The sequence below is a fragment of the Candidatus Spongiisocius sp. genome (assembly GCF_965221825.1).
Taxonomy (GTDB): domain Bacteria; phylum Actinomycetota; class Acidimicrobiia; order Spongiisociales; family Spongiisociaceae; genus Spongiisocius.
Genome location: NZ_OZ244917.1, coordinates 336,138 through 362,033, shown reverse-complemented (window position 1 = coordinate 362,033; position 25,896 = coordinate 336,138). Strand labels below are relative to the sequence as shown.

Annotated in this window: 24 protein-coding genes, 2 tRNA genes and 1 pseudogene; 10 read left to right on the top strand and 17 right to left on the bottom strand. The window is 67.5% G+C overall.

Annotated elements, in window-relative coordinates:
* Positions 1-293 precede the first annotated feature (293 nt).
* From ACOQPD_RS01630 to ACOQPD_RS01620, 3 genes and pseudogenes are all read left to right on the top strand, one after another.
* Positions 294-1,667 carry a hypothetical protein gene (locus ACOQPD_RS01630; RefSeq protein WP_420613167.1) on the top strand — a complete coding sequence of 458 codons (1,374 nt, stop codon included), beginning with the start codon at positions 294-296 and terminating at the stop codon, positions 1,665-1,667.
* 86 nt (positions 1,668-1,753) lie between these two features.
* A pseudogene (locus ACOQPD_RS01625) lies at positions 1,754-2,489 on the top strand (type 1 glutamine amidotransferase).
* A 46-nt stretch (positions 2,490-2,535) separates the two neighbouring features.
* Positions 2,536-4,197 carry a DUF885 domain-containing protein gene (locus tag ACOQPD_RS01620; RefSeq protein ID WP_420613166.1) on the top strand — a complete coding sequence of 554 codons (1,662 nt, stop codon included), beginning with the start codon at positions 2,536-2,538 and terminating at the stop codon, positions 4,195-4,197.
* 301 nt (positions 4,198-4,498) lie between these two features.
* Here the strand turns inward: ACOQPD_RS01620 and ACOQPD_RS01615 are convergent.
* From ACOQPD_RS01615 to cofG, 13 genes are all read right to left on the bottom strand, one after another.
* A tRNA-Leu gene (locus tag ACOQPD_RS01615) sits at positions 4,499-4,580 on the bottom strand.
* A gap of 40 nt (positions 4,581-4,620) precedes the next feature.
* Positions 4,621-4,694, bottom strand: a tRNA-Lys gene (locus ACOQPD_RS01610).
* Between the two features lie 193 nt (positions 4,695-4,887).
* Positions 4,888-5,490: an RdgB/HAM1 family non-canonical purine NTP pyrophosphatase gene (gene rdgB / locus ACOQPD_RS01605; RefSeq protein WP_420613165.1), complete on the bottom strand. Its 603-nt coding sequence runs from the start codon at positions 5,488-5,490 to the stop codon at positions 4,888-4,890.
* The gene (gene rph / locus ACOQPD_RS01600; protein ID WP_420613164.1) at positions 5,487-6,197 is read right to left on the bottom strand and encodes a ribonuclease PH; all 711 of its coding nucleotides are present in this window, start codon (positions 6,195-6,197) and stop codon (positions 5,487-5,489) included. The genes rdgB and rph overlap by 4 nt, the downstream gene beginning before the upstream one ends.
* A 19-nt stretch (positions 6,198-6,216) precedes the next feature.
* Entirely contained in the window at positions 6,217-6,960 is a 744-nt protein-coding gene (locus ACOQPD_RS01595; RefSeq protein WP_420613163.1) for an MBL fold metallo-hydrolase, read from the bottom strand.
* Between the two features lie 43 nt (positions 6,961-7,003).
* A complete protein-coding gene (gene dprA, locus ACOQPD_RS01590; protein WP_420613162.1) occupies positions 7,004-8,044 on the bottom strand; it encodes a DNA-processing protein DprA in 1,041 nt (346 codons plus the stop codon).
* Complete coding sequence (locus tag ACOQPD_RS01585) at positions 8,041-9,573, bottom strand: YifB family Mg chelatase-like AAA ATPase (RefSeq protein WP_420613161.1); 1,533 nt, start codon at positions 9,571-9,573, stop codon at positions 8,041-8,043. Before ACOQPD_RS01585 ends, dprA begins: the two co-directional genes overlap by 4 nt.
* A gap of 345 nt (positions 9,574-9,918) precedes the next feature.
* The gene (locus ACOQPD_RS01580; protein WP_420613160.1) at positions 9,919-10,266 is read right to left on the bottom strand and encodes a YraN family protein; all 348 of its coding nucleotides are present in this window, start codon (positions 10,264-10,266) and stop codon (positions 9,919-9,921) included.
* A 338-nt stretch (positions 10,267-10,604) separates the two neighbouring features.
* On the bottom strand, positions 10,605-11,156 hold the full coding sequence (gene lepB / locus ACOQPD_RS01575; RefSeq protein ID WP_420613159.1) for a signal peptidase I: 552 nt from the start codon (positions 11,154-11,156) through the stop codon (positions 10,605-10,607).
* 292 nt (positions 11,157-11,448) lie between these two features.
* Entirely contained in the window at positions 11,449-11,790 is a 342-nt protein-coding gene (gene rplS / locus ACOQPD_RS01570) for a 50S ribosomal protein L19 (RefSeq protein WP_420613158.1), read from the bottom strand.
* Between the two features lie 143 nt (positions 11,791-11,933).
* Positions 11,934-12,599 (bottom strand): tRNA (guanosine(37)-N1)-methyltransferase TrmD, encoded by a 666-nt coding sequence (trmD, locus tag ACOQPD_RS01565; RefSeq protein WP_420613157.1) that lies wholly within the window; start codon positions 12,597-12,599, stop codon positions 11,934-11,936.
* A gap of 158 nt (positions 12,600-12,757) precedes the next feature.
* Positions 12,758-14,647: a 5-amino-6-(D-ribitylamino)uracil--L-tyrosine 4-hydroxyphenyl transferase CofH gene (gene cofH / locus ACOQPD_RS01560; RefSeq protein WP_420613156.1), complete on the bottom strand. Its 1,890-nt coding sequence runs from the start codon at positions 14,645-14,647 to the stop codon at positions 12,758-12,760.
* Positions 14,648-14,734: 87 nt separating this feature from the next.
* The gene (cofG, locus tag ACOQPD_RS01555; RefSeq protein WP_420613155.1) at positions 14,735-15,880 is read right to left on the bottom strand and encodes a 7,8-didemethyl-8-hydroxy-5-deazariboflavin synthase CofG; all 1,146 of its coding nucleotides are present in this window, start codon (positions 15,878-15,880) and stop codon (positions 14,735-14,737) included.
* A gap of 77 nt (positions 15,881-15,957) precedes the next feature.
* On the opposite strand from cofG, the gene ACOQPD_RS01550 reads away from it, so the two are divergent.
* Complete coding sequence (locus ACOQPD_RS01550) at positions 15,958-17,586, top strand: SulP family inorganic anion transporter (RefSeq protein WP_420613154.1); 1,629 nt, start codon at positions 15,958-15,960, stop codon at positions 17,584-17,586.
* 54 nt (positions 17,587-17,640) lie between these two features.
* Here the strand turns inward: ACOQPD_RS01550 and rimM are convergent, their stop codons facing one another.
* From rimM to ffh, 4 genes are read right to left on the bottom strand one after another with little or no spacing between them, the layout of a single operon-like run.
* Positions 17,641-18,186, bottom strand: coding sequence for a ribosome maturation factor RimM (gene rimM / locus ACOQPD_RS01545; protein ID WP_420613153.1), 546 nt, complete (start codon positions 18,184-18,186; stop codon positions 17,641-17,643).
* 31 nt (positions 18,187-18,217) lie between these two features.
* Positions 18,218-18,466, bottom strand: a complete 249-nt coding sequence (locus tag ACOQPD_RS01540; RefSeq protein ID WP_420613152.1) for a KH domain-containing protein — start codon at positions 18,464-18,466, stop codon at positions 18,218-18,220.
* A complete protein-coding gene (gene rpsP, locus ACOQPD_RS01535; protein WP_420613151.1) occupies positions 18,463-18,894 on the bottom strand; it encodes a 30S ribosomal protein S16 in 432 nt (143 codons plus the stop codon). Before rpsP ends, ACOQPD_RS01540 begins: the two co-directional genes overlap by 4 nt.
* A gap of 3 nt (positions 18,895-18,897) precedes the next feature.
* Positions 18,898-20,367 (bottom strand): signal recognition particle protein, encoded by a 1,470-nt coding sequence (gene ffh / locus ACOQPD_RS01530; RefSeq protein ID WP_420613150.1) that lies wholly within the window; start codon positions 20,365-20,367, stop codon positions 18,898-18,900.
* 173 nt (positions 20,368-20,540) lie between these two features.
* Here ffh and upp point away from each other — a divergent pair, with 173 nt between their 5' ends.
* The 6 genes from upp (at position 20,541) to ACOQPD_RS01500 (ending at position 25,682) form a co-directional block, all read left to right on the top strand.
* Positions 20,541-21,161, top strand: a complete 621-nt coding sequence (gene upp, locus ACOQPD_RS01525; RefSeq protein WP_420613149.1) for a uracil phosphoribosyltransferase — start codon at positions 20,541-20,543, stop codon at positions 21,159-21,161.
* Positions 21,158-21,469 carry an MGMT family protein gene (locus tag ACOQPD_RS01520; protein WP_420613148.1) on the top strand — a complete coding sequence of 104 codons (312 nt, stop codon included), beginning with the start codon at positions 21,158-21,160 and terminating at the stop codon, positions 21,467-21,469. Before upp ends, ACOQPD_RS01520 begins: the two co-directional genes overlap by 4 nt.
* Complete coding sequence (locus tag ACOQPD_RS01515; RefSeq protein WP_420613147.1) at positions 21,466-22,764, top strand: thymidine phosphorylase; 1,299 nt, start codon at positions 21,466-21,468, stop codon at positions 22,762-22,764. Before ACOQPD_RS01520 ends, ACOQPD_RS01515 begins: the two co-directional genes overlap by 4 nt.
* A 127-nt stretch (positions 22,765-22,891) precedes the next feature.
* The gene (locus tag ACOQPD_RS01510; protein ID WP_420613146.1) at positions 22,892-23,650 is read left to right on the top strand and encodes an electron transfer flavoprotein subunit beta/FixA family protein; all 759 of its coding nucleotides are present in this window, start codon (positions 22,892-22,894) and stop codon (positions 23,648-23,650) included.
* On the top strand, positions 23,651-24,601 hold the full coding sequence (locus tag ACOQPD_RS01505) for an electron transfer flavoprotein subunit alpha/FixB family protein (RefSeq protein ID WP_420613145.1): 951 nt from the start codon (positions 23,651-23,653) through the stop codon (positions 24,599-24,601). It abuts the gene before it with no gap.
* A gap of 82 nt (positions 24,602-24,683) precedes the next feature.
* On the top strand, positions 24,684-25,682 hold the full coding sequence (locus ACOQPD_RS01500; protein ID WP_420613144.1) for a DNA polymerase domain-containing protein: 999 nt from the start codon (positions 24,684-24,686) through the stop codon (positions 25,680-25,682).
* The last annotated feature ends 214 nt before the right edge of the window (positions 25,683-25,896 follow it).

The window sequence follows — 25,896 nt, the reverse complement described above, 5'->3', positions numbered from 1 at the left end:
GGAAGAAGGTTCTCAGTCCGGCGACAGGCCGGATTGCGGTCCTGGTGCTTCTGGCGGTCATCGCCTCGTCATGCTCATCGGGCGGAGAGGTGGCGGAGACGGCCCCACCGTCCGGCTCCACGGGATCCGCCTCACCGGCAGATCCAACCACCTCCGCCGGAGGACTCACAGCAGGTACGGCATCTCCGGATACCGGCCTGCACGGCGGCACTGTCACCGAGATGGAGGATTCATCGGATGGACCCTCCTCACAGCCCGATTCCGTCTCGTCCACGAGCCCCACGGCAACTCCGTTGGCGAGGGACTGCACCCCTCGTATCCCGGACGACTTCCATCTCACCGAGACCGCCCCCGTTCCGGCCAGCATCGAGATATCGCAGGCGGCGTTCTCGTGTGCTCACGAAGTGGGCCTGGCCTTCGCCACCAGCCCGCCGGCCATGGCCACCGTGACGGCAAGCGGTATTCGAGGGCCTCTGCTCCTGGTAGGCCAGTGGTTCGATGCCCGGCTGATGGCCGAGCTCCGACGCCTGGCGCCGGAACGGATCGTGGCCGCCGGATTCGACGAGCGGATACTCAGCGAAGCTCTCACCGGATTCACCGTGGAGCCGCTGGCGGTCGACTGGCAGGCGGAACTCCCGTCCGGCGGGACGACTGCTGAACGCGTCTGGTTGGTGGATCCGGCCACGCCTCCCGCCCCGCTGACCGCCCTCGGTCTCCAACTCGGCGCCGCGGTGGTCGCGGTGGAGGGGGACCTCCGGGCCGCCTCGGCCGAGGTGAGGGAGATGATCGCCGGCGCCACCACGGTGGACGTGCTCTGGGACTCGGAGGCGGGTTCCGCCTGGCAACTGGATGTGGTCCGGCGGGGCGACGAGATTCCGGGTGGCGGCCAGATCATGTTCGGCGATGGCATCCTGCGGCGCCTGGTGGCCATATACGGCCACCCGGTGACATCCGCCCTAGGAGTGCTGGGCGAGCAAGGCCCCGACGAGGGCGTCGACCGGCTCCGTTCGATCATGGAGGGCTATGGAGCGGACGGCTCGATCGTGCTTCCCACCTTCGAGATAATCGCCACGGTCGCCTCGGCCGGAGCCGGCCGGGACGGCGACTACTCGTCGGAAACGAAGCTGGACGTGATCCGACCGTGGATCGAGATCGCAGCCGCCAACGACGTCTACGTGGTCCTGGACCTCCAGCCGGGACGCACCGACTTCCTGACCCAGGCGAAGATCTACGAGGAGTTCCTCCGCCTGCCCCATGTGGGCCTGGCGCTGGATCCCGAGTGGAGACTGAAGCCCGATCAGGTCCATCTACGCCAGATCGGCACGGTCGACGCGGCGGAGATCAATCGGGTCGCCGATTGGCTGGCCGGGATCGTCCGCGAGGAAGCCCTCCCCCAGAAGCTCTTCATCATCCACCAGTTCCGCTTCTCGATGATCACGAACCGCTCCCTCATCGAGACGCCGTCGGAGCTGGCCGTGTTGATCCAGATGGACGGGCAGGGATCCCTCGGTTCCAAGTACAACACCTGGAACGCCCTGACCCTCGAGCCCGACGCCGATCAGTTCTGGTGGGGCTGGAAGAACTTCTACGACGAGGACTCCCCCACCGCCACACCGGATCAGGTACTGGAACTGAGCCCGGTGCCGGTGTTCGTGTCGTTCCAGTAGGTAGCAACAGTCCGGCGTCGTCGGCGGAAAGGGAAGGACTTGGAGCCTCGATGGACCTACAAACCGGCTAAGTCTTGACCCGGTCCGTGCGACTGCTCGTCTTCCAGCACATCGATTGCGAACATCCCGGCCGCCTGCGCGACTTTCTTCGCGAGGACGGTATGGACTGGACCGCGGTCGAACTCGACAAGGGCGATCCGATCCCGCCCTTGGAAGGATACGACGTCCTTTGGGTGATGGGCGGTCCCATGGATGTGTGGGATGTGGAGGAGCATCCGTGGCTAGTTGAGGAGAAACGGGCCATCCGAAAGTGGGTGCGAGAGATGGAACGACCCTTCCTGGGCCTGTGCCTGGGACACCAGCTGCTGGCGGACGCTCTCGGCGGCACCTGCGGACCGCAACGACCGCCCGAGATCGGAGTGTCCAGGGTGGACTTGACGGACGAGGGCCGGGGCGGATCCCATCTTCCATCAGATGGCCGAGAGCCAGGTCGTGTTGCAGTGGCATTCCGTGCGGGTGGCCCAGCCACCCGACGGCGCGGTGGTCCTGGCGAGTTCGCCGGACTGCCGGGTACAGGCCATGCGGGTGGGTCCACGAGCATGGTCGATGCAGTACCACGTGGAGGTGGAGGAGGACACGGTATGCAACTGGGCTGCGGTCGACGCCTACCGCACCGCTCTGGAGACCCTTCTCGGTCCCCGCGCTGTCGAGACGCTGGCCGCCGACGCCCGATGCCACATGACGGACTTCGAAACCACCGCCCGGATGCTGTACTCGAACTTCATGCGCGCCGCCCAAAGCGTGCCCGGGTCGCGATCCTGATGGCCGGCCACCCCTGGATCACCCGGCGCCGGGGCTTCTCGATCCCATGACCAAGCCTGCTCGCGAGCTGGCCGAGGAGTACTGGCGGTACCGGCTGGAACACCAGCACTTCGGCAACCTGGCCCGCGGCGAGTTGAGATACCTGGAGCGGTGGGACGATCTCTCGGCCGAAGGACGGGCCGCTTCGAGGGAGGCGAATCTGCGGTTCGCCGATGAGGCCTCCCAGGCTGTCAACCAACAGCCTTCCGATCGGATACTGGCCGAGACCGTAGCCGCGGCCGCCTTCATGGATGCGACCGTAGGGGTGTGGTGGCCGCAGCTGCAGGCGCCCAATGCCCAATCCGGGCTGCTCAGCACCCTGCTGCCGGCGCTGTGCCTGCAGCCTCTGGTCACCGCCGACCACGGCCTGCGGTACCTGCGCAAGTTGGGCGCCTTTCCTGCGATGATCGACCATCTGGCGGACCGTCTGGCGGAAGGCGCCGCCACCGGGGTCACGCCCCTCGCCCTCCATGTGCGCCAGACCATCGAGATGCTCGATGATCTCCTGTCCCGACCCGCCGCGGAGGATATGATCGCCACCCAGGCAGCTCCCACCGAGATGGACTCCCGCGAGGCCGAGCGGTGGCGGTCCGGGTTGATCGAGGCGATCGAGAACGGGGTGCGTCCGGGTCTGGCGCGCCTGGCCGAAGTGTTGCGGAAGGTGACTCTTCCCGCCGGACGCCCCTCCGATCGGGCCGGACTCTGCCACCTCCCGGGAGGCGACGCGGTTTACCGCGACATGGTCAGGGGCCACACGACCCTGGACACGGAACCCGAGACGATTCACGAACTGGGCCTGGAGAGGATCGGGCTGCTGGAAGAGGAGTACCGCCGGTTGGCCGGTCCGCTGCTCGGCACCCACGAAGTCAGCGAGATCTACGTGCGATTGCGCGATGATCCACAGCTTCGGTACGCCGACTCCGAGGAACTTGTGGCCGACGCACTCGGCTGTCTCGACAAGGCCTCCGCCGCCATGGACGCATGGTTTTATCCCACTCCCCGAGCGCCCTGCGAGGCCGACCCCATCGACCTGGGGGCCATCGCCTACTACTACCCACCCACTGCGGACGGCGCCAGACCGGGACGGTTCTTCTTCAACGTCGCCGACCCGAGCGCCTGGACAACCTTCCAGATTCCCGCCGTGACCTACCACGAAGGCATACCGGGACACCACCTTCAGATGGCGCTGGCCATCGAGAACACCGGCATCCACGACATCCATCGCAACACCTACCTGCCCGCTTTCGGTGAGGGATGGGGCCTGTACAGCGAGCGCCTCGCTGACGAGATGGGGCTCTACGAGGACGACTGGCAGCGGGTGGGGATGCTCACCGCCGACTCGCTGCGGGCCGGTCGACTGGTGGTGGACACCGGCATCCACGCCCTGGGATGGTCCCGCCGCAGGGCTATCGAATTCCTGGCCGACCACTCGCCCATGTCGCTCCATGAAATCACCGAGGAAGTCGACCGATACATCGCCTGTCCCGGCCAAGCTCTCTCCTACATGATCGGTCGGCTCGAAATCGAGTCGCTGCGCGCCGAGTCCGAGGCCGCGCTCGGCGAGGCCTTCGACATCAGGAACTTTCACGGAACCATCCTCGGCAACGGAGCCGTGCCCCTGAGAACGCTCAGGTCGATGGTCCGGGAGTGGCTGAGCCGGAACCGGTAGCCGCCATCGGCCATTCCCTTCGCCGAGAGAGACATCACTTCTATCGCACTGCCGATGCCATCAGGAGGCCAAGCGGGGCCGGGACTATTCGGCGCAGAGGATCGGGCGTCACAGTAGAAGCCGGGCTTTGCGTGGGGGAAAGACAGTGGACGCGGTGAGGTCTCGACATGGTCGCCGGATGGCGGTAGCCGGGGGTCCAGGATGAGCACATCCCAGTCCTCCCGTACCTTGTCCCGGCCGGGACCGACACTCCGTAGTGGCCGGCCACCCTGATCAGGCAACGGTATTCGGGTAGGTGGCGTGCGGGTGGAGGGACTCGAACCCCCACGGGCATTGCCCACCAGGACCTAAACCTGGCGCGTCTACCGTTCCGCCACACCCGCGGCGAGGGACACTGCTTGACCACTGCGGACCGTCCCGGGGTGGGTCGCCCGGGACTCGAACCCGGAACCTGCGGATTAAGAGTCCGTTGCTCTGCCAGATTGAGCTAGCGACCCACGGAGCAGTTTAGTGGTCTGTCTGCGAAACAACCAGGCGTGACCTGGCGGTCATCGGCGCCCCGTCGCTGCGTTCCGCTTCCTCAACGTGCCGCTGCGGGCACGCCCTCGTCAGCGGGCCTTGCGAGGAACACCACTGCCGACGCCATACCACACCGCCATTCCACAGACAGACCACTAGTGGACCGCCCGGTTAGCCGGAACCGGAGCGCGCCGCCAGGGCATCCGCCAGCGCTTGGATGGCGCGAGCGCGGTGACTGATCAGGTCCTTCTCCTGTGGCCCCATCTCGGCCAGGGTCCGGCCATTCACGGCGAAGACCGGGTCGTATCCGAATCCGGCGGACCCGCGGCGCGCCCGGGTGATCTGCCCTACCAACTCTCCCTCCGCAACCACTTCGGCGCCGTCCGCCAGGATCGCCACGACCACCGTTCTGAAACGGGCGATCCGGTCATCCACTCCTCGAAGGGCTGCCAGGAGAGCGTCTACGTTCGACTGGTAGGTGGCATCCGGTCCCGAGTACCGGGCCGTATGAACTCCCGGTGCTCCTCCGAGGGCGTCCACTTCCAGGCCGGTGTCGTCGGCGATCGAGGGCAGGCCCGTGCTGCGCGCCACCTGGCGGGCCTTGAGGAGGGCGTTTCCCTCCAGCGTGGGGGCATCCTCCACCACATCGGGCCACTCCAACCCGCGGACCACGTCGGTGACCAGCCCATGCCGGGCCAGCAACGTCTCGAGCTCGGCGATCTTGTCCGGGTTCTTGGACGCCACCACCGCGCGGTCGATGAGCGGACGGCTCACCCGGCCACCAGCTCCGCCTGGAGGTCTGCGATGTGGGAGATTCCGCTCGCGGCCAGGTCCAGAAGCTCATCCAGCTCGGCCCGACTGAACGGAAGCTGCTCGGCCGTGCCCTGGACTTCGACCAGCAGCCCGCGGCCGGTCATGACCACGTTCAGATCCACCGAGGCGGCAATGTCGTCCTCGTACTCCAGGTCGAGCAACGCTACGCCTCCCACCAAGCCCACCGAGATGGCCGCCACCCGGTCGAGCAGCGGGTTGGTTGCCACCAGCCCCTCGGCAACCGCCCATTCCAGGGCGTCATGAAGGGCGATCCATCCGGCGTTGACCGCCGCTGTGCGCGTTCCTCCGTCAGCCTGGATGACATCACAGTCGACCGTGACCATCGTGTCGGGCATCTTGTTCAACGCCACCACCGAGCGAAGTGATCGCCCTATGAGCCGGGAGATCTCCTTGGGACGCCCTGACGTGTAGGAACTCCGCGAGATCCGCTGGTTGCCCGAGCCCGGCAGCATGGCGTATTCGGCCTTCACCCATCCCCGGTTGGTGTTCCGCATCCAGCGCGGCACCGTGTCCGCGATCGAGGCAGTGGCCAGCACCACCGTACGACCCAACTCGATCAACACCGAGCCGGGCGTCATCTCGGTGTAGCCCCGGGTGATGCTGATCGGCCTCAGCTCGCCGGCGGGTCTCTCTCTCGAACGATTCATATGCTCACCACCTCGCTCGTTACACCGTCAATCGGGCGCCGGGCACGGCCAGCGCCACCCTTCCATCGAACTCGGACTCCGCTTCCGCCAGAATCCGGTCGGGATCCTCGTGGGCGGGGATGTGGGTCAGCACGAGAAGCCCGACGCCGGCCGTGGCGGCCATGCTCCCGGCTTCGGCGCCGGTCATGTGATGGGGATAGGAGCCGGGACCCCTCCGGCCGGTCATGGTCGCCTCGGCCAGCAGCAAGTTCGATCCCGCTGCGTGAGCGGCGACCGCGTCGCTCGGCCCGGTGTCGGCGGTGTAGGTGACCGAGCGGTCACCCACCGATACGCGCGGCGCCAGGGTCGGCGGAGGATGGTTGGTCCTCACGGTAGAGACATCCATCGATCCCAACCGGAACGAGTCACCGTCACCGGCGGTGATGAACTCGAACGTGGTGTCCAATGCCGCCGGGTGCTGCAAGAACTCGGCCAGCGCTTCGGCCAGGCCATCCGGGCAGATGACCGGGATCCGGCCCTCCCGGCCCGGCCCGTAGGCGACCGCGTGATACAGGGCGAAGATGTCGGAGCAATGGTCAGGATGCCGATGGGATATGAACACCCCATCGATCTCCATCGGGTCCAACTCGTTGCACAGTGCCAGGTAGGTACCGGGCCCCGCATCCATCCAGAGATTTGTCTCGCCGTCCGAAACAAGGTAACCGGAGGCGGGGCGCCCGGTGGTCGGATAGGTGCCGTTGGCGCCCAGCACCGTCAATTGCATGGCTCCAGCGTAGCCAGCCGGCCCGTCCCCGAAGACCGGCACCCTATCCACCACCAGGAGCAGTCACCACCATGCCGTCACCGTCGATCGCCACCGCGCCCTGAGCCATCAGGCGCCCCAGCTCGGCCATGCCCGAGACCGGATCGTCGCCCAGAGTCGCCAGGAACTCTGCCACCGGGAGGCCCGGATCCGCTACGGCCGCGGAAGCCTCCGACGCCGTGGCGCCGGGAGGCGGACCTATGGCCAGCTCCAAGCACTCCACCAGGTCGTCGGCATCGAGCACGGGAAAGGCACCGTCCCTGATCAGCAGGTTGCACCCCACCGAACTGGACCGGCCCACGTCGCCGGGCGTGGCGAAGATATCGCGGCCCTGCTCGAGCGCGATCCGGGCCGTGACCAATGCGCCTCCCTTGACACCGGCCTCCACCACCACCACGACCTGGGCGATCCCCGAGATGATCCGGTTCCGGGGCGGAAAGCGCCATCCGAGGGGCCGGGCGCCCGGAGGCGACTCGCTCCACACCGCTCCGCCCGCTTCCAGGAGCGACATCCCGAGGTCGCGGTGCCGGCTCGGGTACCACACATCCACCCCGGAGCCCAGCACCGCGATGCCCGGTGTGGGACCGCGCAGCGAGCCCGCGTGGGCGGCGCCGTCGATGCCCTTGGCCAGCCCGCTCGCCACCCGCCATCCGGCTCGGGACACCGCCTCTCCGTATCTTTCCGCCAGGCGCCTCCCGTAGGTGGTGCAGGCGCGAGTGCCGACGATCGCGACCGCCGTGCCCTCGAACGACTCTCCCTTCTGGAAGAGGAACAGCGGGGCGTCGTCCAGCTCAGCCAGCCGGTCGGGGAAGCCCGAGTCGTCCGGGACGAGGAACTCGATCCCAGCCCGGCGGAGTTGCTCCCGGCGCTCGTCCGCCGGGACACCGGCCGCCTCGCGAGCGGACACCGGGACCGACAACTCGCCCAGTTCGATCCTTCTCAGAACCCGCGTGGGGGTTCCGGCCTTCCGCACGAGCTTGCGGAGCCGGTCGGGGTGCATGCCGACGTGGGCCAACCTGATCAGAGCGTCGGGGTCGTAGCTCATCCGAGCCCCCTCAGGGCCAGCGCCTCGGCGGCGTGAGGTTCGTCGACTGCGATCGACCCGTCGAGATCGGCGATCGTGCGGGACAGGCGCCGGACCCGGTCGAAGCCCCGTCCGGTCAGGCCGCCGTGCCTGAGGGCGCCCTCGACCAATCGCCGGGCGCCGAGGGTCACCTCCAGCGAGTCGAGGGCGGTCCGGCTCAGATTGCGGTTGCGAGCCCCGCGCAGTTCCTGTGCCTCACGCGCTGCTGCGATCCGCTTGGCCACCTCGATCGAGGGTTCCTCGGGCGGGCCGATCATCGCGTCCGGATCCACCCTGGCCACCTTGACCCTGATGTCGAAGCGGTCCACGAGGGGCCCCGACAGGCGCCGTCTGTAGCGCTGGATCATCCGGTCCGAACACGTGCACCCCTGCCGGTCGTCCCCGTGGTAACCGCAGGGACACGGATTGGTGGCCGCCACCAGCTGGACCATCGCCGGGAAGGTGACCGAGACACCCTTCCGGGCGATGGTCACCTGGCCCTCCTCCAGCGGCTGGCGGAGTCCGTCCAGCAAGCTGGGTGGGTACTCCCCTAGTTCGTCGAGGAACAGAACACCACGGTGCGCCATGCTGATCTCGCCCGGCACCGGAATGCCGGATCCCCCGCCGATGACGGCCGCCGTGGTGGCCGTGTGGTGCGGCGATCGGATGGGAGGCTGGAACAGCGACGGTCTGGCCCGCCCTGCTGCCGACCAGACCTGCGCCACCTCCAGAGCGGCCTTCTCGTCAAGTGGTGGCAACACGCTCGGCATGCATCGAGCCAGCATGGTCTTGCCGGAGCCCGGGGTGCCGGACAGGAGCAGGTGATGCCCTCCGGCGGCGGCCACCTCAAGGGCTCGCTTCGCCAGCGGCTGGCCTCTTACCTCCGAGAGGTCGGGCATGGGCACGGTGGGCGGCTCGGCCGGTGGAAGCGGACGGAAGTCACCCTCTCCCAGTGCGGCCGCTATAGCGGCGCCCAGCGATCCCGCCATCTGCACCTTGGCCGACGAAACCATGCTCGCCTCCTCGGCGGCTCCCGGGGGTAGGAGGCACGGGATTCCCATATCCGACGCCACGATGGCGGCTCCGAGCCCGCCCCGGGCAGGCCGGATGCTCCCGTCGAGAGCCAGCTCACCCAGGGCGACCACCTGGCAGGCGCCCTTCGGGATCTCGCCGGCCGCGGCCAGCAACGCCAGCGCGATGGGAAGGTCGTACGCGCTCCCCGACTTGGGTAGGTCGGCCGGCGCCAGGTTCACCGTCACCGTTTTGGGCGGGAATCGATACCCTGCCACCGACATGGCCGCCATGACCCGGTCCTTGGCCTCCCGAACCGCGGTATCGGGCAAGCCCACCACGTTCAGACGGCCCTTCTCTCCTCCTCCGACATGAGCCTCCACCCTGACGGCGCGCGCCTCTACGCCGACCAGGGCTACGGAGTTGGTTGATGCGAACATGACCCGAAGCATGGGGAGGGGGTGTGACAGGATCCCCGAGAACGCGAAAAGTTCTCGCAACGCCGCCCGGCGCCAACCTGGCGCCAGTGGGAGATAACATCGCCGCATGGGATTCAACCCCTTCCGCAAGCAGGAGCGTCGGGCGGCCGATCTGGCAATGGTGGTGGGAGCGATAGTCGTGACGGCCGCCCTGCTGGCATGGGCCTTCCTGGGCGGCTGAGCGTCCGGCCGGTCCAGCCCTCCTCCGCTCTCAAGGCCTACGAGTGCGGGGGCTGCGGGCAGACCATCCCGAAGGGGCGGTATCACCTCGTGGTGGTGCCCCACGAGGCCCCTGACCTTCGCCGGCACTGGCACAGGGGATGCTGGAACAAGGAACGGCGCCGCGTCGGCGGGCGTGGGGCGCTGCTAGGCGACCCGTGGGTGCCACTCGACCGCCACACCCTCCTCACCGACCACGACGGTCACCAGGTCGACCCGGCGGATACCTAGCGAACGAGCCATCCGCACCACTTGCTGCGCCTTGCGGTCGGTGAAGTTCCACCGGGGGTGCTCATCGGGCGTCTCCATACCGGTCTTCACCTCCACCACGAACCGTCCTGCCCCGTCCGCCGCGACCAGGTCGACCTCTCCCCTGCCGATTCGGACGTTCCTCGCGAGCACCCGGATCCCGTTCCGTTCCAGAAACGAGGCTGCTACCCGTTCACCGAACGCGCCCAATCGGCGCCTGTGAGCAGTGAACTCGCTCGCGGGCATGAGGATGGAGCCTTCCTGGTCCGGCGGTGCGGCCGCCCGGTCACCCGGCCGACCGACCCAACATAAAGCCCGTCTGTGACAGGTCAGTGGTCAGTGGTCAGTGGTCAGTGGTCAGTGGTCAGTGGTCAGTGGTCAGTGGTCAGTGGTCAGTGGTCAGTGGTCAGTGGTCAGTGGTCAGTGGTCAGTGGTCAGTGAATGTTGTAACACAGGGAATAACACGCGCCATCCAACATGCTTAAGGGCCACGAGGACCTGGACCACCTCCAGGTCGCTCACTGGCTACACGCGACCGGCCACCGGCCATCAAAAGCCACCGGCCACTTGACGGAGAATCAGGGCTACAGGCCGTCCAGACGGGAGAGGGGCCAGAACCGGATGAAGGCCCGGCCCACGATGGTGTCGACCGGGACCGGCCCGAAACTCCGGCTGTCACGGCTGTTGTCACGATTGTCACCCATCACCCATACGTGCCCGTCGGGAATGTAGGTGGGGCCCAGGTCGGCCATCCGGGCGCCGGGCGGCACGTAGGGCTCGTCCAGTACCAGGCCGTTCACTATCACCCGGTTATTCCGGACCTCGAGCCGATCCCCACCCACCGCGATCACGCGCTTGATCAGGTCCTCGACGCGCGCCACCCGGATGCCTACCGCCTCGACAACGTGGCGAACCATGCTCTCCCAGATCGGCTCGGGCGGATCCTCGTACTCCATCGGCATGTCGAAGACGATCACCTCACCCCGGTCCGGACCATCGAACAGGTAGGCGATCCTGCTCACCAAGACCCGGTCATCGATCTCCAGCGTGGGAATCATCGACTCGGACGGGATGAAGAATGCCTGGACGAGGAAGACCTTGACGAGTATCGCCACCAGCAGGGCCAGCAACAGCACACCGATCGCCTCCCGTACGAACCGTGCCGCTGAGCGACGCCCGGGTGGGGGCGGCGCCGGGGCGGACCCCTGTGGATGGAAGGCGGCCGTTCCGGACCGGTCAGGACCGCTCTGCGGGAAAGGATCCGGCCGGTCGTTCAACCGTGGCCGATCAGCACGCCGCCACCGGTGTGCGGAGGCATCCGGGACCTACGAAGGCGCCGGGGAACGCAGAAGCGGCCCGGCCCGCTGTCCACTCAGAGGCGAGTTGCGGGTCACCAGCCGGGCCAACCGGGCACCGTCCGGTGCGCTCCTACCGCTTCTCCTTGATGCGCGCCGCCTTACCGACCCGGCCCCTCAGGTAATAGAGCTTGGCGCGGCGGACCTGCCCGCGGCGAGTCACTTCGATCTTCTGGACGATCGGAGCATGAACCGGGAAGATACGCTCCACGCCCACACCGAAGCTGACCTTACGAACAGTGAAGGTCTCGGAAAGGCCGCCGCCGTCCCGGGCGATCACCACTCCTTCGAATATCTGGATGCGTTCCCGGCCACCCTCGACCACGCGCACATGCACCTTGACAGTGTCGCCGGGCCGGAACTCTGGCACCTCGTCGCGCAGATGGGCGCGCTCGACATACTGGAGGTCGTTCATCGAGGTCTCCTCACGATCGCGATCCTGCCGGTCCCGCGACCCGGCTGCTTGGAGAGATCGTGGGTCTGCCGGACAGGTAAGCAGCGCAGGCAGTTTAACCCGTTTCGAAGGCCGATTCCAACGGGAACGGCTGGAACGGTCGCCTACTCGAGCAGGTCGGGGCGCCGCTCCCGGGTTCTCCTCACTCGTTGGTCCCCTCGCCAGGCGTCGATCCGGCCGTGGTCCCCCGACACCAGGACCTCCGGTACGGATCGATCCCTGAACACTGCTGGACGGGTGTACTGCGGCTCCCCGAGCAGGCCGTCCCGGAACGACTCATTCTCGAGCGATCGAGGGTTACCGAGCACGCCCGGGAGCAGGCGGGCCACCCCTTCGATGACAGCCAGCGCCGCGGCGTCTCCTCCGGCCAGGACGAAGTCGCCCAGCGAGATCTCCTCGTCGATGAACTCCTCCACGAATCGCTCGTCCACACCCTCGTACCGACCGCACACCAGCGTCAACGCCTCGTACCCCGCCAGACGGTCCAGCGTGGCCTGCCGGAGCGGCCGGCCGGCGGGCGTCAACAGCACCTTGTGGGACTGGAGACGGCTCTCGACAGCGTCAGCCAGCGGCCCGGGCATGAGCACCATCCCCGCGCCACCCCCGAAGGGAGCGTCGTCGACCTGGCGATGAACGCCGATCCCGTACTCCCGGAGGTTGATGAGACTCAGAGCCATGGCGCCGGCCTGTAGGGCCCTCGCGACCACGCCCACGCCGGTCGGGCCGGCGAAGAACCCGGGGAACAGCGTGATGACCGCCACGTCGATCATGGACCGGGCACTCCCGCCTCGATCCCGAGCAGTGTTCCGAAAACGACGGTGATCGGTCGGCCTGCGACGTCTGGACCTGGGGTTTCAATGTCGGCTCCTGGGTCCCAACCGGACATTTTCAGTACCCTCCGAGCTACCGGCCGGGCGACCGCCCGCCCTCAGATGCAAGGCCGGACCCGGCCCTCCATCGCCTGGTACAGCGTATTGCGCCGGGCAGGAATACGTCCGGCGGTCTCGATGGTCGCCTCGAGTTCCGCCGCATCGACTTCCTGGCCGTGCGACGCGCCCGCGGCCCGCGAGATCGTCTCGTTCATCAACGTGCCGCCCAAGTCATTGCAACCGGCCGACAGGAGCCTGGCCGCGCCGTCCATGCCCAGCTTCACCCACGACGCCTGGATGTTGGGAACCAGACCGTCGAGGGCCAGTCGTGCAACCGCATGCACCAGGACCACCTCGTCCCAGGTGGGACCCGGGCGTGCCCGGCCCCGCAGGTAGATCGGAGCTCCCATGTGCACGAACGGAAGCGGCACCAGTTCCGTGAACCCGCCCGTGCGGCGCTGGATCTCCCGGATCACCTCCAGGTGGTTGGCCCACGCCAGGGGGTCGTCGATGTGGCCGAACATGATGGTGGAGGTCGACCTGAGACCCAACTCGTGGGCGATGAGCATCACCTCGGCCCACTGCGACGTGCGGATCTTGTCAGGACACAGGTGCTTACGGATCCGATCGTCGAGAATCTCCGCAGCGGTCCCCGGCAACGTACCCAGACCGGCCTCCTTGAGCATCTCCAGGAATGCCCGGACCGGCATGCCGAGGGTCTCCGCTCCCTGCCATACCTCAAGCGGGGTGAAGCCGTGGACGTGCATCTCCGGCGCCGCCTCCTTGATCGAGGACAGCACGTCCACGTAGAAGCGGCCGGTGAAAGCAGGATGTATCCCCCCTTGGAGGCATACCTCGGTAGCCCCCCGCGCCGCCGCCTCCGTCGTGCGGCTCACCACCTCCTCGATGGACATGAGATAGGGGTCACCGCGCAGGTTCAGGCTCCGCGGGCCCTTCGAGAAGGCGCAGAACCCGCACCGGAAGTAACAGACGTTGGTGTAGTTGATGTTGCGGTTCACCACGTAGGTAACGGTCTCTCCCACCCGTTCCCGCCTGAGGACATCCGCCACGGCGGCGATGGCGTCCACATCATCGCCGCGAGCCGAAAGGAGCGTGGCGGTCTCGGGCACGGTGGGCGGCGTCCCCTCGATCGACCGGTCGAGTATGGCCCGGACCTCCGGCGAGGCCTGGGCCATCCCGGGCCAGGCTCCGTCCGTCCACAGAGCGTCCTGCCAGGCCGCCGAGAGCCTCCGCGGGTTCAGAGGAGGGGAGGCCGGCTTCCCTGGCGCCCATGTGTATCGAGGCCGGGCGTACCCGCCCCCGTCGACCAGGTCCAGATACACCTTGAACAGGTCGCCGGCCAGCGAGTCCCGAGCCTCGTCCACCGTGATCCCGCCGGGCACTGCCACCCGCTCGACCAACCGGCCGCCCAAGGCCTCCCGGAGTTCACCGATCCGCTCGGTGTCCCAGTCGCGCAGAAGGAGGTCGCGGGCGCCTTCATCGACCGCCGCGACGGCCTCCGCAACCGAGTCTGCGAACACCGAGGGTCGGGCCTCGATGGTGGGTAGGCAACAGATGTCCGCAGCCTCGACCACCCGGCTACGTCCGGTACGCAGGAAAGCGGCGCCCGTTCTCGCCAGGGCGTCGATCACCTCGGACCGGCTGTCCGTGTGGACCACCGTCAGTCGCCAACCGGCAACTCCCCGATCCGACAGATCCAGGGACTCATCGGGCGGGACCACCCAGGATGCGACCCCTTCATCCGCCGCACCGACGGACACCGGGAGCAGTCCTCCGGCCAGGCAGGCCGCCACCGACTCCTCGTCGGAGCACGGCAACTCGAGGGAGGTGGTGCCTTCGGCGCGACGAGTGCCTGCTGCTGCCTCCGTGACCTGATGGGCCGGCCGGATACGGCAGAATGTGATGTCGGTGCGGGCCCGTGATGTCATAGGGATGCCTCCATCTGCCTGAGAGCATGCTGAAATGGACAGTGGCAGGCCGGCCCGCCGCGCGCCGACCGGGCCTTCCGCTGCCGGCTATCGGGCCAACGAGACATTTTTCACCACCCTCCTAGCGTACCCGTGGTCGTCGGTCGCGGCAGCCACCCGCCCGATCAGGCCGGGGTCTATCCAGGTCTCGTCGATGAACTCGGGGTAGACGGGGAGCCGAGGCCTGAGCTCGTAGCCGCGGGTCTCCGTCCGGGTGCGCAACTCGTCGAGATGAGGCCAGGGCGCCTCCGGGTTCACCCAATCTATCGTGAGCGGCGACACCCCTCCCCAATCGTTGATGCCGGCCTCCAGGTAGATCTCGTACCGCTCGGTGAGGTTGGGGGGCACCTGCAGGTTCATCTCCGGTCCGAGGATCCAGCGAGCCACGGCCACAACGCGGGCGAACCACTCCGGAACGGGCTCAGCCGATCTACGCATCAGGGTGTCGGCCTTGGCCCGGAAATTCTGGATGATGACCTCCTGGATATGGCCCCAGCGGGCATGCACCTCGCGGATGGCGAAGAGGCTGTCGACGATCTCGGGAGTGGTCTCGCCGATCCCGACCAGGATTCCGGTCGTGAACGGAACTCGGGCCGCACCGGCAGCCTCGATCGTCTCCATCCGGACTGCCGGGTCCTTGTCGGGACAGTTGTAGTGGGGCATCCCGGGCTCCATCAGGCGGGGCGAGATGTTCTCGAGCATCAGGCCCATCGACACGTTGGTCGGGCGCAGGTCCTCGATCTCGGTAAGTGTCATGTTCCCGGGATTGGCATGGGGGAACAGGCCCGTATGCTCCACGATCAGCTCGCTCATCGCCCGGACGTAGCCGATCGTGGTGTCATATCCCTGGGAACGCAGGAACTCTCGTGCCTGCGGCCAGCGTTCCTCGGGCCGATCCCCCAGGGTGAGGAGCGCCTCGTAACACCCGGCCGCATCGCCGGCCCCGGTGATGGCCAGCACGTCATCCGGCGTCAGGTACTCGCCTCCCGCTCCGGGCGGCTTGGCGAAGGTGCAATAGGTGCAGACATCCCGGCAGAGGGTCGTGATCGGAACGAACACCTTGGGGCTGAACGTGATCGTACGCCCCCGCCCGTCGTCCCGGATCCGGCCCGCGAGATCGAACAGCGGCTGAGGGTCCAGCTTCCCGTCTATGTAATCGACGGCAAGCCGGTGGTCGGGTGGTGGGTAGCCCATTCGAGCAACGAATCTTAGAAGGACACGCGGGAAGCTCGGTGCGGGCGCGGCAGACCGGGGAGTAGAGTGGAAGGCGCGTGGATTACAACCTGAGCAACTTCCGGGATGATGCGTTCGGAGGCATCACTGCGGCGGTGGTTGCTCTGCCGTTGTCGCTGGCATTCGGAGTGGCATCGGGTCTGGGCGCCATCGCCGGGCTGTACGGCGCCATCGCGGTCGGCTTCTTCGCCGCGGTCTTCGGAGGCACCAACACCCAGATTTCCGGCCCGACCGCGCCGCTGGCCGTGGCTATCTCCGTGGTGTTCATCTCCACAGGCGAAAGCCTGACCCAGACCCTTACCGTGGCGGTCCTCGCCGGCATCTTCCAGATACTGATCGGTGCCCTGCGGCTCGGCAGCTACGTGGCCTACACCCCGTACCCGGTGGTGTCCGGGTTCACCACCGGGGTGGGCGGGATCATCCTCTTCGTCACCACCCTGCCCCTGCTGGGCAGGGAGCATGCCCTGGGCGGCGCGCTGGCAGCTGTCCAGGCGTGGCCGGAAGCCGCCCCCAAGGCCAACGTAAGCGCCCTTATCCTGGGCGTGGTGGCCATCGGGGTCAGCATCCTCTGGCCCCGGCGCCTCCGCACCCTGCTGCCCGCCTCCGTGGTGGCGTTGATCGTGGGGACGTTGCTGGGCATGACCGTGTTCACCGACGCTCCCGTGATCGGGACGGTCCCCACCGGCATGCCCGAGATCGTGTTCCCCTCCCTGACGCTCGACACCCTCACTTCTTCCGCCGTACCGGCCATCACCATCGCTCTGATCGCCTCCATCAACAGCCTGCTGACCGCTTTGGTGGCCGACTCGATGACCGGCGACGACCACAACCCCAACCGGGAGCTGATCGGGGTGGGTATGGGGAACGTGGTCGCCGGCCTGATCGGCGCCATCCCCGGCGCCGGCGCCACCACCGGCACCGCGGCCAACATCAAGGCCGGTGGCCGGACCCGCGTGTCCGGTGTGATCTGCGCCGCCATCATCCTGGCGCTGGTCCTCGGCATCGGGCGCTACATCGACCGGATACCCCACGCCGTCCTGGCCGGGATCCTCGCCAAGGTGGGTTTCGACATCATCGACTGGCGCTTCTTCTCCCGCTTCAGGTACATCCAGCGCGAACACTTCCTGGTCATGCTGATCACGGTGGGCTTCGCGGTGTTCGTCGACCTGGTAACCGCGGTGGGAATCGGCCTGATCGCGGCCGCCCTGACCACCGCCCGCCAGTTCGAGGTGCTGGAGCTGGACAGCATCGTATCCGTACCCCTCCTCGACACCGCCTTCCTGGGGAACCTGCTGGATGACGACGGCGACGACTTCGACATGTTCTCCGCCCGCGTGGGGCTGGTCTCCCTGCGGGGGACGTTTACGGTCGCATCCGCCAAACGCCTGACCACCTCGCTAGGGCTCGACATACGGGAGCACGAGGTGGTGATCCTGGACTTCTCCGAGACCCTTTACGTGGACCCGAGCGCCGCACAACTGGTGGGGAGGCTGATCGACACGGCGATGGCCGAGAACACCGAATGCGTCGTGATGGGCCTGGAAGGGCATGCCAAGACCAGCCTCGAGGCGTTCGACGTGCTGCGCCGCGTACCCAAGGATCATTACGCCGACACCCTGGACGAAGCTAGAGGACTGGCCAACTCGCTGCTCGACAAGCCGTCCTGAGGGACGAACTCCCTGGTAGGGGACCAGCGGGCCAAGCCGTTCCGGCCTTTTTCATCACCCTCCGAGGAGACCTTCGGGAGGATCAAGCCGGATCCATCCCCCGGCCAGGTCGATCTCCGGCACCAGAGGCTCGACGAACGGGACCTCGGCCAGGGCACCGTCCCCGCACCTGACGGCCAGCCGGTCCTGGGGGGCTTCGATCAGGTCCTCTACCACCCCCACGGTGTCGGACCCCACCCGCACCACCAGCCCGATCAGCTGGTCAGGCCAGTACTCGCCAGGCTCCAAGTCCCGTCGTTCCCCCTCTTTAATGAGCAGGTCGGCGCCCACCAGCCTCGCCGCCTGCTCCGCGGAGGTGATCCCGGCGAACTCGGCGATCGGGTCCCCGGAGGGGGCGCGGACGCTCCTCAGGACCAGCAGCGGGACATCCGGTAGGCCGGTTCGAAACCGGGCCGGCGGGATGAAGCGCTGCGGATGGTCGGACTCGACCCGTACCCGCACGGCGCCGTCCTTCCCGTGGAGGCTGACGATCCGCCCGACCACCACCGGATCCCCGCCGGTCTGGCCGGCGTCGCGGGTTGGGGGCGTCCCTACCGCCACCGCCCCATGACGCCCGACGCTCGCCGGGCGATCAGTCGACGAACTCGACCCCGACGGTGAGGCCTTCCTCCTCGGCGGCGGCCTGGGCGACGGTCCGGATGGCCCGGGCCACCCTTCCGCCCCGGCCGATCACCCGACCCATCTCGCCGGGAGCAGTCTTAACCTCGGCGAGCATCCTGTCCTCGCCCTGATCGATCATCGTGACCTCGACGGCCTCCGTATCGTCAACGATCGACGTGACCACGTACCGGATCACACGTTCCACGATCGCCCCGCTCATGATCCACCATCCTTCTCTTCGTCTCCGGAGGCTTCATCTTGCTCCGGAGAGATGGCCGGCTCTTCTTCGCCGGTCGGCTCTTCGGCCGCCTCCGGAGACTCCGGGATCGGGACATCGGAGGCTGGCGGCGAGCTCGGCGTAGGGTCATCGAGACGGTAGACACCTGCACGGGACACCTTCGGCTGCGCAACCGCGCCGGAGATCTCGAGTAGCTTCTGCACCCTGTCGGTGGGCTGTGCCCCGGTGCCCAGCCAGTACCGAGCCCGGTCGTTGTCGATCTCGACCAGCGACGGCTCCCTGCGAGGGTCATAGCGACCGATCGACTCGATGATGCGACCGTCCCTGGGGGCCCGCGCATCAGCCACCACCACCCGATAGGTTGGCTGCTTCTTCTTACCCATACGCCTGAGGCGGATCTTCACCGCCATTCGTCACCTCTTTTTCTTCTTCTGAAGCTTCTTCGGAGTTCTTGGTTTCTTCTTCGGTCTGCCGGCCGGTCGGCGGCGACCGCGGCCACTCGGAACTTCCATTGCCAGACCGGGTAGGGCACCCGGCAGGCCACCGGCCGGTAATCCCGGGAACCCGCCGCGCATGCCGGGGAAGGCCATTCTGGTCCCGCCCCGGGACAGCGACTGGAACATGCCGCGCATCTGGTTGAACTGCCGCACCAGACCGGCCACATCCTGAACGGAGCTTCCGGAACCCCGGGCGATCCTGCGCCTGCGACTGCCGTCGATGACCTTGGGGTCAGCCCGCTCGGCGGGAGTCATCGAGCAGATGATCGCCTCCGAGCGGCGAACCTCTCGATCCACCGCCTGCGCGTCCGCCAGAGCGGGGCGCGCACCGGGGATCATACCAAGTAGCTCCCCCATCGTCCCCATCCTGCGCAAGCTCTTCACCTGTTCGATGTAATCGTCGAGCGTGAACTCGGCCCGTAGCAGGCGCTGGGCCATGTCGGCCGCCTGCTGCTCGTCGACGGCTTCCTCCGCCCTCTCGATGAGGGTTAGCACGTCGCCCATGCCCAGGATGCGGGAGGCCATCCGCTCTGGATGGAACACTTCGAGATCGCGGGGTCCCTCACCTGTACCCACCAGCTTGATCGGGTGGCCGGTCGCCTCCCGGACCGAGATGGCCGCCCCGCCCCGCGCATCGCTGTCGAGCTTCGAGAGCACCACACCCGTCAGATCGATGTGCTCCGAGAAACCTCTGGCCACCGCAACCGACTCCTGCCCGGTCATAGCGTCGAGCACGAGCAGCACCTCATCAGGCGAGGCGGCGCGAGCCATGGCGCCCAACTCGGTCATCAGGGCCCGGTCGATCTGGAGACGGCCGGCGGTATCCACAACCACCACATCGAAACGCTCCCGGTCAGCCTGCCGGAGCGCGCTCCTCACCACGGACAGCGGGTTCCTCCGACCGCCCTCGAACACCGGGACGCCGACCCGCTCACCCAACTCTTGCAGCTGCTCCACCGCTCCGGGACGCGCCAGGTCGGCCGCCACCATCAGAACGCTCTTTCCGGAGCGGTGGTAGTGGTGGGCCAGCTTGGCTGCGGTGGTGGTCTTGCCCGAGCCCTGCAGCCCGACCACCAGCGTGGTAAGTGGTTTGCTAGCGGTCGTGACCAGGGGTACGGCCTCGCTGCCCAACGTCTCGAGGAGCGACTCGTGGACGATTTTGACCACCTGATGGCCGGGCGTGACGCTCTTGATCACCTCGGCGCCGATCGCTCGCACCCGGATCCGGTCGAGCAGGCGGTCGGCAACCTCCTGGTTGACGTCGGCCTCCAGCAGGGCCAGCCGCACCTCGCCCAGGGTCTCGTCGACCTGACGCTCGCTCAAACGGCCCCGGCCCCGTATGCGATCGAACGTCGCCTCGAAACGGTCTGTCAAGGACTCGAACACCGGGCCAGGATCTCCTCGTGGGCTGCTGGTGACAAACTAGTCGGTTTCTAGTTCCCAGCTTGTAGTACTAGAAACCAGCAACTAACAACTACCGACTAACAACTGACTGTCCGGGGTATCCTCCGGATACCGGCAACCAGGTTGTCCGGGCGCCGTTCGGAAAGGGAAGTTCATTGGCAGTCACCGTCGTAGACCACCCGCTGAGCCGCCACTACCTGAGCATCCTCCGCGACGGGGCGACCGCTCCGGCCGAGTTCCGCATGGCTACCCGGCGCCTCTCCTACATCCTCACCCTGGAGGCCACATCGAGGTTGGCCGAGGCCGAGTACCGCCTTGAAACACCCCTAGCGCCGGCCACCGGCTACCGGCCCCTCCGGCCGCTGGTGGCGGTCGCCGTGCTCCGGGCCGGATTGGGATTGGTCGATGCGGTGGTGGACCTGGTGCCCGACGTGGCGATCGGATACGCAGGGGTCCAGCGGGATGAGGAGACCGCCCGGCCCATGGCCTACTACACCAAATTCCCCGAACTGCGGGAACGCACCGTCCTTGTCCTGGAGCCCATGCTCGCCACGGGCGGATCGCTGGGCTGGGCCGTTGAGCAGGTCAAGGACGCCGGAGCGGCGCACGTCACAGCCCTATGCGTGGTGGCCGCGCCGGAGGGCGCCGCCCGGATGGAGCGAGAGCATCCCGATGTCGAGGTGATCGCCGCCGCCATGGATTCCCGCTTGAACGACAGCTTCTTCATCGTGCCGGGGCTGGGCGACATGGGCGACCGGCTGTTCGACACACCGTGAGCAGCCCTCCCGCCGAAGGTGGCGGGCGGACGTTTACCGAGCGGGTTTACTCCATGATCGAGAGCCTCGCCGAGGGCGAGGTGGCCACGTACGGCGAGATCGCGGCCGACGCCGGCCGGCCGGGCGCAGCGCGAGCCGTCGGACGGATCCTGGCAAGCTCGGACGGACTGCCCTGGTGGCGGGTGGTGACGAAGGAGGGCCGGCTCGTGCCGGGCCTGGAGGAGGAACATGCGGTCCGGCTCGCCCGTGAAGGGCTGGCGGTCCGGCACAACCGAGTTATATGGCCGCACGAGGAAAGGCCGGGATGAGCGGGCGGAGTGTCCGGGAGGCGATCCGGCACAAGCGCAACGGCGGGGAGCTGGACGCCGAGGACGTCCGGAACTTCGTAGCCGGCGTGGTGAGCCGCTCGATTCCGGACTACCAGGCAGCCGCCATGCTCATGGCCATCTACTTCCGCGGGATGTCGGACCCCGAGCTGGCCACGCTGACCGCGGCCATGATCGAGTCGGGTGAGCGCCTGAGCATTCCGTCCGCCGTGCCCAAGGTCGACAAGCACTCGACGGGCGGGGTGGGCGACAAGGTGAGCCTCTCGCTGGCCCCGCTGGTGGCTGCCTGCGGCGTGACCGTGCCGATGATGTCGGGCCGAGGTCTGGGACACACCGGAGGAACTCTCGACAAGCTGGAGTCGATCCGGGGCTTCCGGACCGCTCTCAGCCCCAAGGAGTTCGGACGGATAGCCACCCGGCACCGGGTGATCATCGCCGGCCAGTCCGACCGCATCGTCCCGGCCGACCGTATCCTGTACGCCCTACGGGACAGCACGGCGACGGTGTCCTCTGTACCCCTCATCAGTTCCTCGATCATGTCCAAGAAGCTGGTCGAGGGCCTTGATGCGCTGGTGCTCGACATAAAGGTGGGGACGGGCGCCTTCATGGAGACCGTAGACGAAGCGCGCGTTCTCGCCAGGACCATGGTCGAGATCGGCAGGTCCCATGGTGTCGCTACCAGGGCGCTGCTGACCGCTATGGACCAGCCACTCGGGCGGGAGGTGGGCAATGCCAATGAAGTCGTCGAGGCCATTGCCGTGCTCCGCGGCACAGGTCCGGCCGATCTTGCCCTGCTGGTGAGGACCCTCGGTATCCAGATGCTGGAGACCGCAGGAGTGGACGGCGCCGCTCAGCGGATCGACCGGAGCCTGGAGTCCGGGGCCGGGCTGGCCAAGCTGGCCGAGATGATCAAGGCCCAGGGGGGCGACCCGAGGGTGGTGGAACAACCCGACAGGCTGCCCGGCGCGGCTCACGCCCGGAGGATCCGGACGACCGGCGAGGGTTATGTCACGTCCATCGACGCTCGGGGCATCGGGCTGGCGGCCATGAGTCTCGGCGCCGGACGCGCCACCATGGAGGACCGGATAGATCACGGCGTGGGTATCACGCTGTCCGCCAAGGTGGGTGACGAGGTAAGGAGGGGCGATGTGCTCGCCACGCTTCGCTTCAACGACCCCGGCCTGGCCGCCCGGGCGTCGGGTCTTGTCGAGCGCTCCTACGTCATCGGCGGCCTCAGGCCGGATCGCCGGCCCCTGATCCTGGAAACGATCAGCTGAAGGACGGCGGTCGCAGCGAAACAACCCCGGCGCGTCATGCCGGGCGTCCGCGCCCACCAGATCGCCATTCCGCACTAGGATCAACCCCGCCCAGCAGGTTCGTCGGGTCGTAAGGAGTTCATGCGTAATGCAGGTACTGGTGTGTGTGAAGCAGATACCGGATCCGGCCTCCCCTACGTCGCTCGATCCAAGCACCAGCCGCCTGGTCAGACCCCCGGAGCAGGTGCTGGATGACACGGATCGGTACGGGATCGAGGTGGGTCTCCAGCTAGCCGAGGAGACGGACGGGGCGGTGACCTTGCTTTCCATGGGTCCGACCGGCACCATGCAGGGAATCCGCCAGGCCCTGGCCATGGGGGCCGGCAAGGCAGTCCTCATCGACGACCCTGCCCTCGAGAACAGCGACGCACTGACCACTGCCAAGGTTCTGGCCGCCGCCGCCCGCCGCGAGGGTTTCGACGTCCTCGTCACCGGCGTCGAGTCCACCGACGGCTACTCCGGCGTGGTTCCCCAGATGACGGCCGAACTGCTGGGCGTACCGGCGCTGACCTTCGCCCGGCGGGTGGAGGTGGACGGAGCCGATCTTCGCATCGAGCGCCAGACCGTGTCCGGTTTCGATGTGGTCCGGTCGCCGCTTCCGGCCGTCCTGTCCGTCACCGCCGGGGCTGTCGAGCCCCGCTATCCCACCTTCAGGGGAATCATGGCGGCCAGGAACAAACCGGTCGACACCCTGACAGCGGCCGACCTGTCCGTTTCGGGCAGCCCGGGCCAGAGTGTCGTCTCGGTGGCGCCGGCGCCGGAGCGGCAAGCCGGTGAGGTGGTGGAGGACGGCGGTTCCGGTCACCTCCGCATCGTGGAGTTCCTCGAGTCGGCAAGGGTGATATAGATGGCGACCTGGGTTTTCACGGAGGCAACCGCAGGCGGGCCAGGCGAGCCGGCACTCGAGGTGCTGTCCAAGGCGGCGTCCGGCGGTGAAGCGGTGGCCGTCTACCTTGGCGAGGCGTCCGCGGACGACCTCGCCGTCCTCGGCGCCCACGGGGCGTCCACCGTGTACAACCTGACCGGTGGCGGCGACCTGCCCGCGGCGGCCGCAGCGGCGGGTCTGGCCGATCTGGTCGAGCGGGAGGCACCGGGGGCCGTGCTCTTCGCCCAGACCTACACATCGCGCGATGTGGCGGGCCGGTTGGCAGCCCGGATCGACCGACCCGTCATAGCGAACGCGGTGGATGTAGCGATCGATGACGGCTGCACCGTCACCAGCGAGATCTTCGGGGGCACGCAGCTGGTCCGGACGGCCTTCACCGGGCCGGGTCCGCACCTGGTACTGGTCCGGCCCAAGTCCTTTTCCGCCGACGAGCGGGGAGGCACCGTGAACCGGGTCGAGGAGTACCCGCTCCCCGATGCGGGCCACGCCGGATCACCCCAGGTGGTGGATACGACCGTCGAGCAGGCGGAGGGTCCCCAACTGGGTAGCGCCAAGGTCATCATCAGCGGGGGCCGGGGGCTGGGAAGCGCGGAGGCATACTCGCTGATCGAGAGCGCCGCCGAGCCGTTGAAGGCCGCCACCGGAGCTACCCGGGCGATCGTGGACGCCGGCTGGGTTCCTTACGCCAAGCAGGTCGGGCAGACCGGCAAGACCGTCAAGCCTGAGGTCTATATCGCGTGCGGGATATCGGGGGCCATGCAGCACATGGTGGGGATGAAGGACTCCAAGCGGATCGTTGCCGTCAACAAGGATCCGGAGGCGCCGATCTTCTCGGTCGCCGATCTGGGGATCGTCGGCGATGTCCACCAAGTCCTGCCCAAGCTCGCCGAGGCACTCCGCAGCCGCAGCTGACCAGGACTCTCGGCAGTCCGGTATCTCCTCGCACCCCTGTCGGCCGACGCCGGTTCCGGTCTGCATCCGGTAGCGTGACCGCATGGCAGGCGCCACCACGGTTCGAATCGCGGGCGAGGATGTCCGGATAAGCTCGCCGGATCGGCTCGTCTTCCCCCGCCAGGGCTGGACGAAGTTGGACGTCGTCCTCTACTTCCGGGCTGTGGCCGAGGGATGCCTGCGGGGCGTGTACGGCCGCCCCACCATGATGAAGCGTTACATGAAGAACGTCGACACGGCGCCGATCTACCACAAGCGGGCGCCGAAGAACACCCCGTTCGAGACCGCTCCGATCCGCTTCCCGTCCCAGCGGCCCGGCCGGATGAACGTGCCTCGCTCGCAGGCCGACATCCTCAGGTTCGTCCAGCTGGGTTGCCTGGATCTGCATCCCTGGCCCGTTCGAGCCGAAGACCTGGATCACCCGGACGAGCTTCGGCTCGACCTCGACCCCACCGAGGGGTTCACGTTCGCCGATGTCAAGCGGGCCGCGCTGGCGACCAGGGAACTCCTCGATGAGGTCGGCCTGGTGGGTTGGCCCAAGACCACCGGGAGCCGGGGTATCCACGTCTACGTCCGCATCGAGCCGGAATGGGACTTCTACCAGACCCGCCGCGCCGTGCTGGCGTTCGGCCGCGAGCTGGAACGCCGCCGTCCTGACCTGATCACCACCCGATGGTGGAAGGAGGAACGGCGCGGGGTGTTCGTCGACTACAACCAGAACGCCCGGGACAAGACCGTGTCCTCTGCCTACGGTGTACGTCCCACCGGATACGTTTCGGCCCCGGTGACGTGGGACGAGCTACCCGACGTCGAGATCGAGGACTTCCCGATGGATCGCTTCCCCCGGCGGTACGCGGCCGTGGGCGACCTGACGGACGGAATCGACGACCACCCCGGGCGGATCGAACAGTTGCTCGATTGGGTGGAGCGAGACAAAGCCGCCGGCGTGGGCGACGCGCCGTGGCCGCCGAACTACCCCAAGATGCCAGGAGAACCACCTCGGGTGCAGCCCTCCAAGATGGTGCGGGCAAACTGGGAGTAGCCGTAGGGGATCGAACCGGCCATGGCGTGCCATGACCCTGGTCATTCGTGAATCTCGGCGGTCCGGCGCATATGTCCAGTCCACTGAATCCGTGCCCCTTGGTGGGGTTTTACGGCGGTAGTGGGCTCCCGGGTTCTCATAGAACCGGGGTGCAAGTAGCCTGCCGTGCGGAGGTGGGGGATCCACCACCGCACGACCTGTTCCGAGAGGAATC

What these genes read in the sequence shown, in the direction of transcription:
- rplS (WP_420613158.1), bottom strand. Translation starts at nt 11,790, where the DNA reads ATGAACGACCTCCAGTATGTCGAGCGCGCCCATCTGCGCGACGAGGTG.
- ACOQPD_RS01510 (WP_420613146.1), top strand. Translation starts at nt 22,892, where the DNA reads ATGCAGGTACTGGTGTGTGTGAAGCAGATACCGGATCCGGCCTCCCCT.
- cofG (WP_420613155.1), bottom strand. Translation starts at nt 15,880, where the DNA reads ATGGGCTACCCACCACCCGACCACCGGCTTGCCGTCGATTACATAGAC.
- dprA (WP_420613162.1), bottom strand. Translation starts at nt 8,044, where the DNA reads ATGAGCTACGACCCCGACGCTCTGATCAGGTTGGCCCACGTCGGCATG.
- ACOQPD_RS01505 (WP_420613145.1), top strand. Translation starts at nt 23,651, where the DNA reads ATGGCGACCTGGGTTTTCACGGAGGCAACCGCAGGCGGGCCAGGCGAG.
- ACOQPD_RS01540 (WP_420613152.1), bottom strand. Translation starts at nt 18,466, where the DNA reads ATGAGCGGGGCGATCGTGGAACGTGTGATCCGGTACGTGGTCACGTCG.
- rph (WP_420613164.1), bottom strand. Translation starts at nt 6,197, where the DNA reads ATGAATCGTTCGAGAGAGAGACCCGCCGGCGAGCTGAGGCCGATCAGC.
- cofH (WP_420613156.1), bottom strand. Translation starts at nt 14,647, where the DNA reads ATGACATCACGGGCCCGCACCGACATCACATTCTGCCGTATCCGGCCG.
- ACOQPD_RS01620 (WP_420613166.1), top strand. Translation starts at nt 2,536, where the DNA reads ATGACCAAGCCTGCTCGCGAGCTGGCCGAGGAGTACTGGCGGTACCGG.
- rpsP (WP_420613151.1), bottom strand. Translation starts at nt 18,894, where the DNA reads ATGGCGGTGAAGATCCGCCTCAGGCGTATGGGTAAGAAGAAGCAGCCA.
- trmD (WP_420613157.1), bottom strand. Translation starts at nt 12,599, where the DNA reads ATGATCGACGTGGCGGTCATCACGCTGTTCCCCGGGTTCTTCGCCGGC.
- ACOQPD_RS01595 (WP_420613163.1), bottom strand. Translation starts at nt 6,960, where the DNA reads ATGCAATTGACGGTGCTGGGCGCCAACGGCACCTATCCGACCACCGGG.
- ACOQPD_RS01580 (WP_420613160.1), bottom strand. Translation starts at nt 10,266, where the DNA reads ATGCCCGCGAGCGAGTTCACTGCTCACAGGCGCCGATTGGGCGCGTTC.
- ACOQPD_RS01500 (WP_420613144.1), top strand. Translation starts at nt 24,684, where the DNA reads ATGGCAGGCGCCACCACGGTTCGAATCGCGGGCGAGGATGTCCGGATA.
- ACOQPD_RS01515 (WP_420613147.1), top strand. Translation starts at nt 21,466, where the DNA reads ATGAGCGGGCGGAGTGTCCGGGAGGCGATCCGGCACAAGCGCAACGGC.